Origin of the sequence: Pseudomonas sp. 22082, from assembly GCF_052046055.1 — a bacterium.
GTDB classification, from domain to species: domain Bacteria; phylum Pseudomonadota; class Gammaproteobacteria; order Pseudomonadales; family Pseudomonadaceae; genus Aquipseudomonas; species Aquipseudomonas pharyngis.
The window spans coordinates 12,712-28,567 of the sequence record NZ_JBQEQB010000028.1 but is presented as its reverse complement, the minus strand read 5'-3'; the positions used below and the strand labels follow the sequence as shown (position 1 = coordinate 28,567).

The 15,856-nt window shown below is 61.3% G+C and carries 15 protein-coding genes; 8 read left to right on the top strand and 7 right to left on the bottom strand.

All coding sequences use genetic code 11. The features are described 5' to 3' along the window. Positions 1–21 precede the first annotated feature (21 nt). From ACTJK9_RS26020 to ACTJK9_RS26000, 5 genes are all read left to right on the top strand, one after another. Positions 22–681: a FadR/GntR family transcriptional regulator gene (locus tag ACTJK9_RS26020; protein WP_085611415.1), complete on the top strand. Its 660-nt coding sequence runs from the start codon at positions 22–24 to the stop codon at positions 679–681. Next, on the top strand, positions 671–1,975 hold the full coding sequence (locus tag ACTJK9_RS26015; RefSeq protein WP_085611416.1) for a CynX/NimT family MFS transporter: 1,305 nt from the start codon (positions 671–673) through the stop codon (positions 1,973–1,975). The genes ACTJK9_RS26020 and ACTJK9_RS26015 overlap by 11 nt, the downstream gene beginning before the upstream one ends. Positions 1,976–2,075: 100 nt before the next feature. Then, entirely contained in the window at positions 2,076–2,549 is a 474-nt protein-coding gene (locus ACTJK9_RS26010; RefSeq protein ID WP_085647748.1) for a nuclear transport factor 2 family protein, read from the top strand. Positions 2,550–2,588: 39 nt separating this feature from the next. Beyond that, positions 2,589–2,891, top strand: a complete 303-nt coding sequence (locus ACTJK9_RS26005; RefSeq protein WP_440817175.1) for a GIY-YIG nuclease family protein — start codon at positions 2,589–2,591, stop codon at positions 2,889–2,891. Positions 2,892–3,631: 740 nt separating this feature from the next. Next, positions 3,632–4,567 carry a glutathione S-transferase family protein gene (locus ACTJK9_RS26000; protein ID WP_085611418.1) on the top strand — a complete coding sequence of 312 codons (936 nt, stop codon included), beginning with the start codon at positions 3,632–3,634 and terminating at the stop codon, positions 4,565–4,567. A gap of 31 nt (positions 4,568–4,598) precedes the next feature. On the opposite strand, the gene ACTJK9_RS25995 is transcribed toward ACTJK9_RS26000, so the two are convergent. Continuing rightward, positions 4,599–4,949, bottom strand: coding sequence for a glutaredoxin family protein (locus ACTJK9_RS25995; RefSeq protein ID WP_085611419.1), 351 nt, complete (start codon positions 4,947–4,949; stop codon positions 4,599–4,601). Next, a complete protein-coding gene (gene yejK, locus ACTJK9_RS25990) occupies positions 4,949–5,953 on the bottom strand; it encodes a nucleoid-associated protein YejK (protein ID WP_039769496.1) in 1,005 nt (334 codons plus the stop codon). The genes ACTJK9_RS25995 and yejK overlap by 1 nt, the downstream gene beginning before the upstream one ends. Before the next feature lie 396 nt (positions 5,954–6,349). Here yejK and ACTJK9_RS25985 point away from each other — a divergent pair, with 396 nt between their 5' ends. Beyond that, positions 6,350–6,631, top strand: coding sequence for an HU family DNA-binding protein (locus ACTJK9_RS25985; protein ID WP_007957357.1), 282 nt, complete (start codon positions 6,350–6,352; stop codon positions 6,629–6,631). Positions 6,632–6,724: 93 nt separating this feature from the next. On the opposite strand, the gene rlmF is transcribed toward ACTJK9_RS25985, so the two are convergent. From rlmF to ACTJK9_RS25960, 5 genes are all read right to left on the bottom strand, one after another. Beyond that, positions 6,725–7,750, bottom strand: coding sequence for a 23S rRNA (adenine(1618)-N(6))-methyltransferase RlmF (gene rlmF, locus ACTJK9_RS25980; protein ID WP_064593569.1), 1,026 nt, complete (start codon positions 7,748–7,750; stop codon positions 6,725–6,727). Positions 7,751–7,882: 132 nt separating this feature from the next. Next, entirely contained in the window at positions 7,883–10,729 is a 2,847-nt protein-coding gene (locus ACTJK9_RS25975) for a valine--tRNA ligase (protein ID WP_440817169.1), read from the bottom strand. Between the two features lie 199 nt (positions 10,730–10,928). Further along, positions 10,929–11,321 (bottom strand): DNA polymerase III subunit chi, encoded by a 393-nt coding sequence (locus ACTJK9_RS25970; RefSeq protein WP_221398761.1) that lies wholly within the window; start codon positions 11,319–11,321, stop codon positions 10,929–10,931. An 8-nt stretch (positions 11,322–11,329) separates the two neighbouring features. Continuing rightward, positions 11,330–11,758 (bottom strand): DNA polymerase III subunit chi, encoded by a 429-nt coding sequence (locus ACTJK9_RS25965; protein WP_064593578.1) that lies wholly within the window; start codon positions 11,756–11,758, stop codon positions 11,330–11,332. A gap of 60 nt (positions 11,759–11,818) precedes the next feature. After that, positions 11,819–13,309 carry a leucyl aminopeptidase gene (locus ACTJK9_RS25960; RefSeq protein ID WP_221398762.1) on the bottom strand — a complete coding sequence of 497 codons (1,491 nt, stop codon included), beginning with the start codon at positions 13,307–13,309 and terminating at the stop codon, positions 11,819–11,821. A 307-nt stretch (positions 13,310–13,616) separates the two neighbouring features. Between ACTJK9_RS25960 and lptF the strand changes: the two genes are divergently transcribed. Together lptF and lptG are read left to right on the top strand one after the other, a co-directional pair. Then, on the top strand, positions 13,617–14,738 hold the full coding sequence (gene lptF / locus ACTJK9_RS25955; RefSeq protein WP_440817165.1) for an LPS export ABC transporter permease LptF: 1,122 nt from the start codon (positions 13,617–13,619) through the stop codon (positions 14,736–14,738). After that, positions 14,731–15,792, top strand: coding sequence for an LPS export ABC transporter permease LptG (gene lptG / locus ACTJK9_RS25950; RefSeq protein ID WP_007957365.1), 1,062 nt, complete (start codon positions 14,731–14,733; stop codon positions 15,790–15,792). The genes lptF and lptG overlap by 8 nt, the downstream gene beginning before the upstream one ends. Positions 15,793–15,856 lie beyond the last annotated feature (64 nt).

The following is a 15,856-nucleotide window of genomic DNA, read 5'->3' as shown; positions in this document are numbered from 1 at the left end:
TTGGATGAAAGGGCAAATCCTATGTCAGACATTTCTCCACTTATTAAGCGATCCCTGGTCGATCAGGCCCTGGACCAATTGCGCCAGCGCATCACCGATGGCAGCTGGCAGGTCGGTCAGCGTCTGCCGACCGAGCCTGAGCTGTGCGCAGAACTCGGCATCAGCCGCAACACCGTGCGCGAGGCGATGCGGGTATTGGCGTTCTCAGGGTTGATCGAGATTCGTCAGGGTGACGGCAGTTACCTGCGGGCGGTGGTCGATCCGATGGACACGCTCAAGGCACTGTCCAAATGCTCGCTGGATCAGGCCCGGGAAACCCGGCACATCCTTGAAGTCGAGGCCATCGGCCTGGCCGCCTTGCGTCGGACCGACGACGACCTTGTGGCTCTGCGCGAGGCACTGGGGCACGCCGGCAGTCACTACCACGGCGACCTCGACAGCTACATCGCCTGCGATCTGGTGTTCCACCGCCGTCTGGTGGACGCCGCGCACAACCCGACCCTCAGCGAGCTGTATCGCTATTTTTCCAGCATCGTCGGCGCGCAATTACGCCAGACCCTGAACATCGTCCCCCGTCGACAGGAAGTCTTCGATTTGCACGTCGCCTTGCTTGAGGCCGTCGAGCAGCGCGATCCGGAGCGGGCCAAAGCCCTGTCGAGGCAGTTGATCAATGAACCTTGAAACCGAGAAAACCATGTCCCGCCCAGAAGTCTCCCCAGCACCCGTTCGCAAGGCCGAGCTCGAAGAGTTGTTGATCGATGCCGAAGCCGATGACGAACAAGTGCAGCAAAGCCATCCGCTGGTGCGGCGTCCGTGGCTGTTGCTGCTGGGGCTGATTCTGGTGGCGTTGAACCTGCGACCGGCGCTGTCGAGCATGGCGCCGCTGCTCAGCGAGGTGTCGAGAAGCCTCGGTTTGTCCGCCGCTCAAGCGGGGTTGCTGACGACGTTGCCAGTGCTCTGCCTCGGTCTTTTCGCCCCGCTGGCCCCGGTGCTCGCGCGGCGTTTCGGTGCCGAGCGGGTGGTCTTGGGGATTCTTCTGACACTGGCCGGCGGCATTATCCTGCGCAGCAATTTCGGTGAGATCGGTCTGTTCGCCGGCAGCGTGCTGGGTGGCGCGAGCATCGGCATCATCGGCGTGTTGCTGCCGGGTATCGTCAAACGCGACTTCGCCAAACATGCCGGCACCATGACCGGTGTCTACACCATGGCCCTGTGCCTGGGCGCGGCGATGGCGGCGGGGTCAACCGTGCCACTGAGTGAGCACTTCGACCACAGCTGGGCCATGGGCCTGGGCTTCTGGGTGATTCCGGCGCTGGTTGCCGCAGTTTTCTGGCTGCCGCAAATCGGCCAGAAGCACGGTGCGCACAACGTTGCCTACCGGGTACGCGGTCTGCTGCGGGATCCGCTGGCCTGGCAGGTGACCTTGTACATGGGTCTGCAATCGTCGTTGGCCTACATCGTGTTCGGCTGGTTGCCGTCGATCCTCATCGGTCGCGGGCTGACGCCAACCCAGGCCGGTCTGGTGCTGTCCGGTTCGGTGATCATCCAGCTCGCCAGCTCCCTGGCGGCACCGTGGCTGGCCACCCGCGGCAAGGATCAGCGGCTGGCGATCGTGGTGGTAATGGCGCTGACCCTTGGCGGCCTGTTCGGTTGCCTCTACGCGCCGATCGAAGGCCTTTGGGGCTGGGCGATCCTCCTGGGCCTGGGGCAGGGCGGTACGTTCAGCCTGGCGCTGACCCTGATCGTGCTGCGCTCGCGGGATTCCCACGTGGCGGCGAACCTGTCGAGCATGTCCCAGGGCTTTGGCTACACCCTCGCGTCGATGGGGCCATTCGCGGTCGGCGTGGTGCACGACTGGACCGGCGGCTGGAACGCCGTGGGCTGGATCTTCGGTATCATCGGTGCCGGGGCGATCCTCGCCGGCCTCGGTGCCGGTCGCGCGCTGTACGTGCAGGTGACAAGCGAAAAGGTCTGACGCGCACACATTGTCGGTATTCGAAATGCGAATGCCGATAGTGTTTCAGGCGTTTGCGGATTATCGTGCTGGCAATCTGTACCTTTCCTGGAGATTGCCCATGAGTGAAGAAGCCCACAGCGCCCTGATCACCCGTTTCTACCAGGCTTTCCAGCGCCTCGACGCCGAGGCCATGGCCGCCTGCTACACCGACGACGTGGTGTTCAGCGATCCGGCCTTTGGCGAGCTGCGCGGTCGTGATGCCGGCGACATGTGGCGCATGCTCACCACTCGCGCCAAGGACTTCTCCCTGACCTTCAACAACATCCGCGCCGACGAGCGCAGCGGCGGCGCCCACTGGGTGGCGACCTACCTGTTCAGCCAGACCGGCAATGTCGTGATCAACGACATCCAGGCGCGCTTCGTTTTCCGTGACGGCAAGATCTGTGAACACCACGACCACTTCGATCTGTGGCGCTGGTCGCGTCAGGCGCTGGGCTTCAAGGGCCTGCTGCTGGGCTGGACGCCACTGGTGCGCAACGCCGTCCGCGCCCAGGCGCTGAAAGGGCTGAAGGCATTTCAGGCGAGTCGCTGATAAGATCGCGGCCTGTTTTCCTTACGCCTGAATTGCCCCGTGACCAGCCTCAGCGAAAATCCTCCCGATGCCAACGTTCCAGTGAACAAGTCCTGGTTCGTCTACCTCGTACGCGCCGCCAACGGCTCGCTGTACTGCGGGATCAGCAATGATCCCGTGCGCCGTTTTGCCAAGCACCAGAGCGGCAAGGGCGCGCGGTTCTTTCTCTCAAGCCCGGCGATGGCGCTGGTCTACACCGAGCGTTGTCGCGACAAAAGTGATGCGTTGCGCCAGGAGCGGTTGATCAAGAAGCTCAGGAAGAGTGCGAAGGAATGTCTGGTGGCGTCTTATCGGCCTGACTGAATACGCCCTCGAACCTTGTAGATATCCCTTCCGTAGATTCGGCACGTTGCATAAACAACAGGCAAGAAAAAACCGCCCTTGTAGGCGGTTTTTTCTGTAAACCTCGGTTTGCGGCCGGGGTTTACCGCATCTCACTGGATACACTGGCGCAGGCCAAGAGTATTCGTCTTTACGTCACCAGGCAAGCCTTGAAACACCCATTCCAGAGAATGCGATTTTGAGCTCATTTGTTTAAATGACGGTATAGCAATCCGATTACTATTCGTCCGCTCGCATGCCAATGCAGCTTTGAGGTCTGGCTGATCGACGTAACGGTTTCATGCCCTCTGACATGGGGTTGCTCCCGTGCCGGAATGATTTTTCAGGGGGATCACAACCGGCCGCCTCATTGGGTACATTGGCGTGTATTCCGAAGGCGTACGTGGTCCGGTAAGCACGCTGGAGGTTTGGCCCCCAACCGGAGGCCAAAATGTATGAAGCTTTTGCTGCGTACTCTGAGCCTCGTATGGAGGTCGTTCAAAGCGTTTCGCTTTTACGAGTTCCTGCGAGATCACTTCGATGACCTGACGTAAGGTCCTTGATGTGGGAAAACCGTCTCGGTTTCGGCTGAGGCGGTTTTTTTCGAAGACTCTCAAGTGCCTTATCACTCTGACTGATCAGTTCCCATCAGCCGGATCCGTAGGCTGCGAACGAATTGCACGCTAAGCTGCGGGCTCATTTTCTGTGCGGCGGAGCCGAGCATGTCCGAGTTGATTCTGCATCATTACCCGACCTCTCCATTCGCCGAAAAGGCCCGGCTGCTGTTGGGTTTCAAGGGCTTGTCCTGGCGCTCGGTGCACATCTCGCCGGTGATGCCGAAACCGGACCTGACTGCCCTGACCGGTGGCTACCGCAAGACCCCGGTGCTGCAGATCGGCGCCGATATCTACTGCGACACCGCGCTGATCGCCCGCCGCCTCGAGCAGGAAAAGGCCCAGCCTTCGTTCTTCCCGGAAGGCCAGGAGATGATCGCCGCCAGTTTCGCCGCCTGGGCCGATTCGGTGGTGTTCCAGCATGCGGTGAGCCTGGTGTTCCAGCCGGAATCGGTGGCAGTGCGTTTCGGCAAGTTGCCGCCGGAAGCGATCAAGGCGTTCCTCGCCGATCGTGCCGGACTGTTCAGCGGCGGCAGCGCGACCAAGCTTTCAGCCGAACAGGCCAGGCACAATTGGCCGCCCCTCATGGCGCGTCTGGAGCAGCAGTTGCAGCGTGAAGACGGTGACTTCCTGTTCGGTGAGCCGTCGATTGCCGACTTCGCCATGGCCCATCCGCTGTGGTTTCTCAAGGCCACGCACGTGACGGCGCCGTTGGTGGATGCTTATCCGGCGGTGTCGGCGTGGCTGGGGCGTGTGCTCGGTTTTGGCCATGGCGCGGCCAGCGAGATGAGTTCGGAGGAAGCACTGGAGATCGCGCGCAGCTCTAAGCCCGTAGCGTTGCCGGATGAGGTGTTCACTGATCCGAACGGGTTCGTGGCAGGTCAACAGGTGCTGATCGCAGCGACAGACTACGGTGTTGATCCGGTGGCCGGTGAGCTGGTGTTTGCCGGTCGCGAGGAGCTGATCCTGCGCCGTGAAGACGAACGTGGCGGGGTGGTGCATGTGCACTTCCCGCGTTTCGGTTTCCGAATCGAGAAACGCTGAAACAACCGAGGGAGCCGATTGGCTCCCTCGTTCATTTCAGTGCAGCGAGAATTTCGTCGGGATCAAACCCGCGAATCAACGTGCCGTTGACGTCGATCAGCGGAATCCCGCGTCCGCCCAGCGCTTCGTACGCCTTGCGTGCCTCGGTATCCTTCTCGATATCGAATTCCTTGAACGCAATGCCTTTCTGATCGAGAAAGCGCTTGGTCTGCTTGCAGTAGCCGCACCAGTCTGTGGCGTACAGCACGACCTTGGCGTTGGCGCGGACCTGCTCGGACGCCATCTGCGACGGGTTGAACACCCGCTCGATCTTGCCCCAGTTCTGATAGACCACAACCACCAGCAGAACCAGCGCAACCTTTTTCAGCACATTGCCGAGCATCAGTTGCGACGCTTCAGCTGATCGGTGAGCGAGGTCGGCAGGCCTTTGATGACCAGGGTCCCGGCTTCTTCGTCGTATTCGATCTTCGAGCCCAGCAGGTGCGCTTCAAAGCTGATCGACAGGCCTTCGGCGCGACCGGTGAAGCGACGGAACTGATTGAGCGTGCGCTTATCCGCCGGGATCTCCGGCGACAGGCCGTAGTCCTTGTTGCGGATGTGATCGTAGAAGGCCTTCGGGCGTTCTTCGTCGATCAGCTCCGAGAGTTCTTCCAGCCCCATGGGTTCGCCGAGCTTGGCCTGGCTGCTGGCGTAGTCGACCAGGGTCTTGGTCTTCTCGCGGGCGGAGTCTTCCGGCAGGTCTTCGCTCTCGACGAAGTCGCTGAAGGCCTTGAGCAGGGTGCGGGTCTCGCCCGGGCCGTCGACCCCTTCCTGGCAGCCAATGAAGTCGCGGAAGTACTCCGAGACCTTCTTGCCGTTCTTGCCCTTGATGAACGAGATGTATTGCTTGGACTGCTTGTTGTTCTGCCACTCGGAAACGTTGATCCGCGCCGCCAGGTGCAGTTGACCGAGATCGAGGTGGCGCGAAGGCGTCACATCCAGTTCATCGGTCACCGCCACGCCTTCGCTGTGGTGCAGCAGGGCGATGGCCAGGTAATCGGTCATGCCTTGCTGATAGTGGGCGAACAACACGTGGCCGCCGACCGACAGGTTCGATTCTTCCATCAGCTTTTGCAGGTGCTCGACCGCGACCTTGCTGAACGCGGTGAAGTCCTTGCCGCCTTCCATGTATTCCTTCAGCCAGCCGCTGAACGGGAATGCACCGGACTCCGGATGGAACAGCCCCCAGGCTTTGCCCTGTTTGGCGTTATAGCTCTCGTTGAGATCGGCGAGCATGTTCTCGATGGCTGCGGACTCAGCCAGTTCGGAGTCACGGGCGTGCAGGACTGCGGGTGTGCCGTCGGGTTTTTTGTCGATCAAATGGACGATGCAATGACGGATCGGCATAGGCTTCTCGGCTGGTGGAAGGGAGGAGGGCGGGCTCCCCCGAAAAAGCGCCCAGTGTACCGCAACCACTGGATTTGGCGCGGGGTGAAGGGCAAATCCGGGTCACCCGGCGGCCCTTATGCATTTATTTACCGATTTAGCGCAATAAACCTGACCATTTGGCTAGCTAGAGGCGGATATTTCCTTGTCTCTGTGCTAGTTTTGCCCGGTCTTGTGCGAAGTCACCGCGACAAGCATGCATTCAGCTTTTGTCAGGTCGAACCAAACCTTGATTTCGGCATCTATAACCCCGACTCGTCGTGGTTATCGCCGAGGGTGCCAGATCCAGAAGATCGGGCTCGATGGCTGACACTGCACTCTGCAATCCATATGAATTTGATAGGGAAGGAACACTACATGGCTCTTACTAAAGACCAACTGATCGCCGACATCGCTGAAGCTATCGACGCGCCGAAAACCACCGCGCGTGCCGCTCTGGACCAACTGGGCCAAATCGTTGCCGATCAGCTGGAAAACGGTGCCGAAATCACTTTGCCAGGTATCGGCAAGCTGAAAGTGACCGAGCGTCCTGCCCGCACTGGCCGTAACCCGTCGACTGGCGCTGCCATCGAAATCCCTGCCAAGAAAGTGATCAAGCTGGTTGTGGCCAAAGGCCTGACCGACGCTGTGAACAAGTAAGACGCAGCGATAAAAAAAACCGTGCGCCGGAGTGATCCGGGCACGGTTTTTTTATGTCTGCGATTCAGTGACTGCTGAATCGCGCGGACGAATTCAGCTCTTGCGCACCCAGCGTTCGCGCCGCCAGATCTGCTGTTCGGACTTGGTCTGGAAGGTCCAGGCGACGAAGCGACTCTGTTTCTGCCCTTGGGACATTTCCACCACCTGGCTTTCCAGCGCACCGGCCTTCTTCAGCGCGGTTTCGATGGCAGGCAGGTTCGAAGCTTTCGATACCAGGGTGCTGAACCACAACACCTTGTGCGCAAAGTTCGCGCTTTCGGCGATCAGTTGCGTCACGAAACGCGCTTCGCCGCCTTCACACCACAGTTCGGCCGACTGCCCGCCAAAGTTCAGTACCGGCAGTTTGCGTTTCGGGTCGGCCTTGCCCAGGGCTCGCCATTTACGCTCGCTGCCCTTGGTGGCCTCTTCCATCGAGGCGTGGAACGGCGGGTTGCACATGGTCAGGTCAAAGCGCTCGCCTGGCTCCAGCAGGCCGATCAGGATGTGCTTGCGGTTCTCCTGCTGGCGCAGCTGGATGACCTTGTTCAGGTCGTTGGACTGGACGATAGCCTTGGCGGCGGCCACGGCGGTCGGATCGATCTCCGAGCCGAGGAAGTGCCAGCGATATTCGCTGTTACCGATCAGCGGATACACGCAGTTGGCGCCCATGCCGATATCCAGCACATTGACGATGGCGCCGCGCGGGACCACGCCGTCGTTGTTGCTGGCCAGCAGGTCAGCCAGGAAGTGGATGTAGTCGGCACGGCCCGGCACCGGTGGGCACAGATAATCGGCCGGGATGTCCCAATGCTGGATGCCGTAGAACGACTTGAGCAGCGCCCGGTTGAACACTCGCACCGCATCGGGACTGGCGAAGTCGATGCTTTCCTTGCCGTACGGGTTGGTGATCACGAACTTCGCCAGTTCCGGCGTGGTCTTGATCAGCGCCGGGAAGTCGTAACGACCCTGATGGCGATTGCGCGGGTGCAGGCTGGCTTCTTTACGCGGTTCCACGGGCTTGGCCGGGGTAGCGGAGTCAGGCTTCTTGCGCGCAGGTTTCGGTGTACGTGGGGCGTTCATGGGCGTGGTCGATTCGGGTAGGGCTGAAAGTGGCGGCCATTGTCCCACAGGGAGCCATGTTGTTGGCCGGAAAAGTGCCGGGCACAAAAAAGGGAGGCCGGTGCGGGCCTCCCTTTTCAGTGCGATACGCGGTTACAGGCTGGCAATCCGCGCGTGCTGCTCGGCCAGTTTGCCCAAGGCCTGTTCAGCCTCGGCCAGTTTGGCGCGCTCCTTCTCGATGACTTCGGCCGGGGCCTTGTCAACGAAACCGGCGTTGGACAGCTTGCCGCCAACCCGCTGGACTTCGCCCTGCAGACGCAGGATTTCCTTGTCCAGACGCGCCAGCTCGGCGTTCTTGTCGATCAGACCGGCCATCGGCACCAGCACTTCCATCTCGCCGACCAGCGCGGTGGCGGACAACGGTGCTTCTTCGCCAGCGGCGAGAACGGTGATCGATTCCAGACGCGCCAGCTTCTTCAGCAGCGCTTCGTTCTCGGTCAGGCGACGCTGGTCTTCAGCGCTGACGTTTTTCAGGTAGATCGGCAGCGGTTTGCCCGGGCCGATGTTCATTTCGCCACGGATGTTACGCGTGCCGAGCATCAGGCCCTTGAGCCATTCGATGTCGTCTTCGGCCGCCGGATCGATGCGCTCTTCGTTGGCCACCGGCCAAGGTTGCAGCATGATCGTCTTGCCCTGAATGCCGGCCAGCGGCGCGATGCGTTGCCAGATTTCTTCAGTGATGAACGGCATGAACGGATGCGCCAGACGCAGCGCCACTTCCAGTACCCGAACAAGCGTGCGGCGGGTACCGCGCTGACGCTCGACCGGCGCGTTTTCGTCCCACAGCACTGGCTTGGACAGTTCCAGGTACCAGTCGCAGTACTGGTTCCAGATGAACTCGTACAAGGCTTGCGCCGCCAGGTCGAAACGGAACTGATCCAGTTGACGGGTCACTTCGGCTTCGGTGCGTTGCAGTTGCGAGATGATCCAGCGATCCGCCAGCGACAGCTCGTAGGCTTCGCCGTTCTGGCCGCAGTCTTCGCCCTTGTCCAGAACATAACGCGCGGCGTTCCAGATCTTGTTGCAGAAGTTGCGATAGCCTTCGACGCGGCCCATGTCGAACTTGATGTCGCGACCGGTGGACGCCAGCGAGCAGAAGGTGAAGCGCAGGGCGTCGGTGCCGTAGCTGGCGATGCCGTCGGCGAACTCGTCGCGGGTCTGCTTCTCGATCTTCTTCGCCAGTTTCGGCTGCATCAGACCGGAAGTGCGTTTCTGCACCAGGGTTTCGAGCTCGATACCGTCGATGATGTCCAGCGGGTCCAGGACGTTGCCCTTGGACTTGGACATCTTCTGACCCTGGCCATCACGCACCAGACCGTGCACGTAAACGGTCTTGAACGGAACCTGCGGCGTACCGTCCTCGTTCTTGATCAGGTGCATCGTCAGCATGATCATCCGGGCAACCCAGAAGAAAATGATGTCGAAACCGGTGACCAGCACGTCGGTGGAGTGGAATTTCTTCAGGAACTCGGTCTTTTCCGGCCAGCCCAGGGTGGAGAAGGTCCACAGGCCCGAACTGAACCAGGTGTCGAGAACGTCGTTGTCCTGTTGCAGCGCAACGTCCGGGCCGAGGTTGTGCTTGGCACGTACTTCGGCTTCGTCGCGACCGACGTAAACCTTGCCCGACTCGTCGTACCAGGCCGGAATCCGGTGGCCCCACCACAGCTGACGGCTGATGCACCAGTCCTGGATGTCGCGCATCCACGAGAAGTACATGTTTTCGTACTGCTTCGGCACGAACTGGATGCGACCATCTTCAACGGCAGCAATCGCAGGCTCGGCCAGCGGCTTGGTGGACACGTACCACTGGTCGGTCAGCCACGGCTCGATGACGGTGCCGGAGCGGTCGCCTTTCGGCACTTTCAGGTTGTGGTCGTCGACGCTGACCAGCAGGCCGGCGGCGTCGAACGCGGCAACGATCTGCTTGCGCGCTTCGAAACGCTCGAGACCGGCGTACTCGGCCGGAATCTTGCCGTCGATGCTGTCGTTCAGCGTGCCGTCGAGGTTGAACACCTGCGCTGCCGGCAGCACGTTGGCGTTCTTGTCGAAGATGTTCAGCAGCGGCAGGTTGTGGCGCTTGCCGACTTCGTAGTCGTTGAAATCGTGGGCCGGGGTGATTTTCACGCAGCCGGTGCCGAATTCAGGATCGCAGTAATCGTCGGCGATGATCGGAATGCGGCGGCCGACCAGCGGCAGCTCGACAAATTTGCCGATCAGGGCTTTGTAGCGCTCGTCGTTCGGGTTCACCGCGACGGCGGAGTCGCCGAGCATGGTTTCCGGACGGGTGGTCGCGACAATCAGGAAATCGTTGCCTTCAGCGGTTTTCGCGCCGTCGGCCAGCGGGTATTTCAGATTCCACAGGAAACCTTTCTCGTCGTGGTTTTCCACTTCGAGGTCGGAAATCGCCGTGTGCAGTTTGGTGTCCCAGTTGACCAGACGCTTGCCGCGATAGATCAGACCGTCTTCGTGCAGGCGCACGAAGGCTTCCTTAACGGCTTCCGAGAGGCCGTCGTCCATGGTGAAGCGCTCGCGGCTCCAGTCCACGGACGAGCCGAGACGGCGGATCTGACGGCTGATGTTGCCGCCGGACTGATCCTTCCACTCCCAGACTTTCTGGAGGAATTTTTCGCGGCCCAGATCGTGGCGATTCTGGCCCTGGGCTTCGAGTTGACGCTCCACCAGCATCTGCGTGGCGATACCGGCGTGGTCGGTACCCGGCTGCCACAGGGTGTTGCGACCCTGCATGCGGCGGAAACGGATCAGGGCGTCCATGATCGCGTTGTTGAAACCGTGTCCCATGTGCAGGCTGCCGGTGACGTTCGGCGGCGGGATCATGATGGTGTAGGAGTCGCCCGCGCCTTGCGGGGCGAAGTAGTTCTCGGACTCCCAGGTGTTGTACCAGGAAGTTTCAATGGCGTGCGGCTGGTAGGTCTTATCCATGCGCGGCGGGACCCTATTGGCATTTATTCAGGAAAAGCCGGGAAGTATAGCGGGGCATGGGGCGCAGGGCGAGCGGGGCGGGCCGGGTGGAGGCTTAAATGTGGGAGCTGGCTTGCCAGCGATGCAGGCGCCGCGGTTTTTCAGGAAAAGCGCGGTGATGCTATCGCTGGCAGGGCAGCTCCCACAGGAGATCAGGGAATTATTCGTACTGGCCGAGAAGCCGTTCCATCCGCGCCTCGAGGCGACGTTTGATTTCGGTTTCGATGTGCGGCGCGAAATCGTCGATCACGTCCTGCATGATCAATTGCGCAGCAGCGCGCAGTTCGCTGTCCAGGTGCAGGATAGCGTCGGGGCCTTTATCCACAGGCGCAGCGGCAGGCTGCGGGGCAGGCGTCGGCGCGGGTGCCGCTTCGACGGCTTGCGGTGTGTTGTCGACCGAATCGAACAACATCGGAATCTGTTCCTGTTCGCCATCATCGACCGTGTCGGTCAACAGCGGCGGTTGCAGGTTGTCATCGCCGAGCAGCTGGCGGATCGACTCGAGGTCATCCAGCAGGTGTGCGGGTTTTTGCAGCGGTTTTGGAGTGTCCATCGGCGTACTCAGAGTCGCTGTAAACGGTGGTCTTGCAGAGGATAGCCCTGTTCGCGGTAGAAACGGAAACTCTCCCGCGCCGCAGTGCGAATCGCCGGATCTTCCACCACAACCTCCGCCACCCGGGCGAATTTGTTGGCGAAAACCGGGACTTTCAGGTCGAGGTTGACCAGCAAGTCTGCGTGCTGGCCGCAGTCATCGCCCAGTCCCAACACGATCAGTCCTTCCGGTTCGCTCTCAGCCGGGCCGTGAGGCACGAAGGTTTCGCCCTTGAACGCCCACAGTCGCGCATCGAGATCATCACGCTGGGCGGCATCGCTGCAATGCAGGTAGATGCGATGGCCCATGCGCCAAGCCTTGTCAGTGAGCTTGCAGGCAAAATCCAGACGCGCCGAAGGATCGGCGCTGGGCAGGATATAAAAGTCGACTTTGGTCATTGCGGTTCCTGAGCCTTGAACGGCGCCGCCCGAAGGCAGCGCCGCCCAGGTTCATCGGTTTCAGGCTTTGGCGCGATCCAGCAGGTATTGAGTCAGCAACGGAACCGGACGGCCAGTGGCGCCCTTGTCCTTGCCGCCGCTGGTCCAGGCGGTGCCGGCGATGTCCAGGTGCGCCCAGTTCAGGTTCTTGGTGAAGCGCGACAGGAAGCAGGCAGCGGTGATGGTGCCGGCCTTCGGACCGCCGATGTTGGCGATGTCGGCGAACGGGCTGTCCAGTTGCTCCTGGTACTCATCGAACAGCGGCAGTTGCCAGGCGCGGTCGTCGGCAGCCTTGCCGGCGCTCAGCAGTTGCTCGATCAGTTCGTCGTTGTTGCCCAGCAGGCCCGACGTGTGGGCGCCCAGCGCAACGACGCAGGCACCGGTCAGGGTGGCGATGTCGATCACCGCCTGCGGCTTGAAGCGCTCGGAGTAGGTCAGGGCGTCGCACAGCACCAGACGGCCTTCGGCGTCGGTGTTGAGGATTTCCACGGTCTGGCCGCTCATGGTGGTGACGATGTCGCCCGGACGCGAAGCGGTGCCGCTCGGCATGTTCTCGGCGCAGGCCAGGATGCACACCAGATTGATCGGCAGCTTCAGTTCCAGCACGGCGCGCAGGGTACCGAACACGCTGGCGGCGCCACCCATGTCGTACTTCATCTCGTCCATGCCGGCGCCCGGCTTCAGGCTGATGCCGCCGGTGTCGAAGGTGATGCCTTTACCGACCAGCGCGTACGGCTTCTCGGATTTCTTGCCACCGTTGTATTGCATGACGATCAGGCGCGGCGGCTGGGCGCTGCCCTGGCCGACGGCGTAGAACGAACCCATGCCCAGGGATTTGATCTTCTTCTCGTCGAGGACTTCGACTTTCAGATCCTTGAACTCTTTGCCGAGGTTCTTGGCTTGCTCGCCGAGGAAGGTCGGGTGGCAGATGTTCGGCGGCAGGTTGCCCAGGTTACGGGTGAATGCCATGCCGTTGGCGATCGCGGTGGCGTGGTTCACGGCGCGTTGCACTTCAGCCTGAGCGGCCTTGATGGTCAGCAGGGTGATTTTCTTCAGGGCGCGCGGTTCGGCTTTCTGGCTCTTGAACTGGTCGAAGGTGTATTCGCCATCGACCAGGGTTTCGGCCAGCAGACGGGTCTTGCCGTAGCTGTCGCGGTTCTTGACGATGATTTCATCGAGTGCCAGCACGGCGTCGCTGCCACCCAGGCCTTTAAGCGTGTTGAGGATGCCGGCGACGATCTTGCGGAACGGACGGTCGCCCAGTTCTTCATCCTTGCCCACGCCGACCAGCAGCACACGTTCGGCTTTCAGGTTCGGCAGGCTGTGCAGCAACAGGCTCTGGCCGACCTTGCCGGCCAGGTCGCCACGCTTGAGCACGGCGCTGATGGCGCCGCCGCTCAGTTCGTCGACCTGCCTGGCGGCAACGCTGAGTTTGCGGCCTTCGCCGACGGCAACCACCAGGGTGGCGGTTTTCAACGTTTCTGGGCTAACGCTTTTTACAACCAGTTCCATGTCCGGATCCCTGAATGAATGGTCAACACGCAGGCGTTCGACGTGTCCGCCGTCGCCTGCTTATAGAGAGAAGAGGCGCAGGCCAGTGCCTGCGACAGAGGCGGCAGTTTGAACCTCGCTCACCGCGCCTGACAACCCTCGGTTGTACGATCTTCAACGGATTGCATGCTTGCGTGAGTGTGCGCAGTGACAGGCGCCCTCAATCACAGGATAATGCCGCATCTTTTTTCGACGGCTCTGCCTTGCGGGCCCGTCGATACGTTTGCTTGTTTGGCCGCCTTAGCCTGACAACCCTGGAGTGTCTGGTTTGATCGTCTTCCGTTATCTGTCCCGCGAAGTCCTGTTGACCCTGAGTGCGGTAAGCGCCGTGCTGCTGGTCATCATCATGAGCGGTCGCTTCATCAAATACCTTGCCCAGGCCGCTGCGGGCCAGCTCGATCCGGGATCACTGTTCCTGATCATGGGCTTCCGTCTGCCGGGCTTCCTGCAACTGATCCTGCCACTGGGCCTGTTTCTCGGGATCCTGCTGGCGTACGGCCGGTTGTACCTGGAAAGCGAGATGACCGTGCTCTCGGCCACCGGCATGAGCCAGCAGCGTCTGTTTCGCATGACCCTGTTCCCGGCCACCCTGGTGGCACTGGTGGTGGCGTGGCTGAGCCTGAGCCTGGCCCCGCAAGGCGCCAACCAGTTCCAGCTGCTGCTGAACAAACAGGACGCCCTGACCGAATTCGACACCCTCGAGCCCGGCCGCTTCCAGGCCCTGCGTGACGGCACGCGGGTGACCTACACCGAAACCCTGAGCGACGATCGGGTCAACCTTGGCAGCGTGTTCATCTCGCAGAAGAACCTCGGCGCCAACCAGAAAGATCGCGGGATTTCCGTGCTGGTGGCGGAAAAGGGCCGTCAGGAAGTGCGTCCCGACGGCAACCGCTACCTGATTCTCGACAGCGGCTACCGCTACGACGGCAGCCCGGGGCAGGCCAACTATCGCGCCATTCACTACGAAACCTACGGCGTGCTGCTGCCCAAGCCGGATGTCAGCGAGGAAGTCACCGACCGTGACGCCATGCCGACCTCGTCTTTGCTGGGCAGTGACGACATCCGCTCGAAAACCGAACTGCAATGGCGTCTGTCGCTGCCGTTGCTAGTGTTCATCGTGACCCTGATGGCGGTGCCGCTGTCGCGGGTCAACCCGCGTCAGGGGCGTTTCCTCAAGCTGCTGCCGGCGATTCTTCTTTATATGGCTTACCTGACCATCCTGATTGCCGCCCGCGGCGCCCTCGAGAAAGGCAAGATTCCACCTGCGCTCGGCTTGTGGTGGGTGCACGCGATCTTCCTGGTCATCGGTCTCGGCCTGCTGTACTGGGAACCTCTGCGCCTGAAGCTGGCCAGCCGTCGCAGTGCAGCGCTGGAGGTGGCCCGTGGTTAAACTCGACCGCTATATCGGCAGCAGCGTGTTCATGGCGATCATCGCAGTGCTGGCAATCATTCTCGGCCTGGCCACCTTGTTTGCGTTCATCGACGAGATGGGCGACGTCAGTGATACCTACACCCTGGTCGACGTCCTGAGCTTCGTGCTCCTGACCGCGCCGCGTCGTATGTACGACATGCTGCCGATGGCGGCGCTGATCGGCTGCCTGATCGGCCTCGGCAGTCTGGCGAGCAGCAGTGAGCTGACCGTGATGCGCGCCGCCGGTGTGTCCATCGGGCGCATCGTCTGGGCGGTGATGAAGCCAATGCTGGTGCTGATGCTGGCCGGCGTGCTGATCGGCGAGTACGTGGCACCGGCCACCGAAAGCATGGCTCAGGCCAACCGCTCGCTGGCGCAAGGCAGCGGCGACGCGCAGAGCGCCAAGCATGGCATGTGGCACCGTCAGGGCGAGGAGTTCATTCACATCAACTCCGTGCAACCCAACGGTCGTCTGTACGGCGTGACCCGCTATCACTTCGACAAGGAGCGCCATCTGCTGAGCTCGAGCTTCGCCAAGCGCGCCGAGTTCGACACCGATCACTGGCAGCTCACCGACGTGACCACCACCAAATTCCACGAGCGCAGCACCGAAGTGGTCAATACGCCGGTCGAGCGCTGGGATGTCTCCCTGAGCCCGCAACTGCTGAGCACCGTGGTGATGGCGCCGGAGTCGCTGTCGATCACCGGCCTGTGGGGTTACATCCACTATCTGGCCGATCAGGGCCTGAGCAATGGTCGTTACTGGCTGGCATTTTGGGTCAAAGTGTTGCAGCCGCTGGTGACCGCCGCGCTGGTGCTGATGGCGATTTCCTTCATCTTCGGTCCGTTGCGTTCGGTGACCCTCGGTCAGCGGGTGTTCACGGGCGTGCTGGTGGGTTTCACCTTCCGCATCGTTCAGGATCTGCTGGGTCCATCCAGCCTGGTATTCGGTTTCTCGCCGCTGTTCGCGGTGCTGGTGCCGGCCGGCGTGTGTGCGCTGGCAGGTGTCTGGCTGTTGCGCCGAGCCGGTTGATGAACAAGGTTTCACCCACGCTTTAGCCTTGAAAACGCCTCGGTCGCCAGACCGGGGCGTTTTT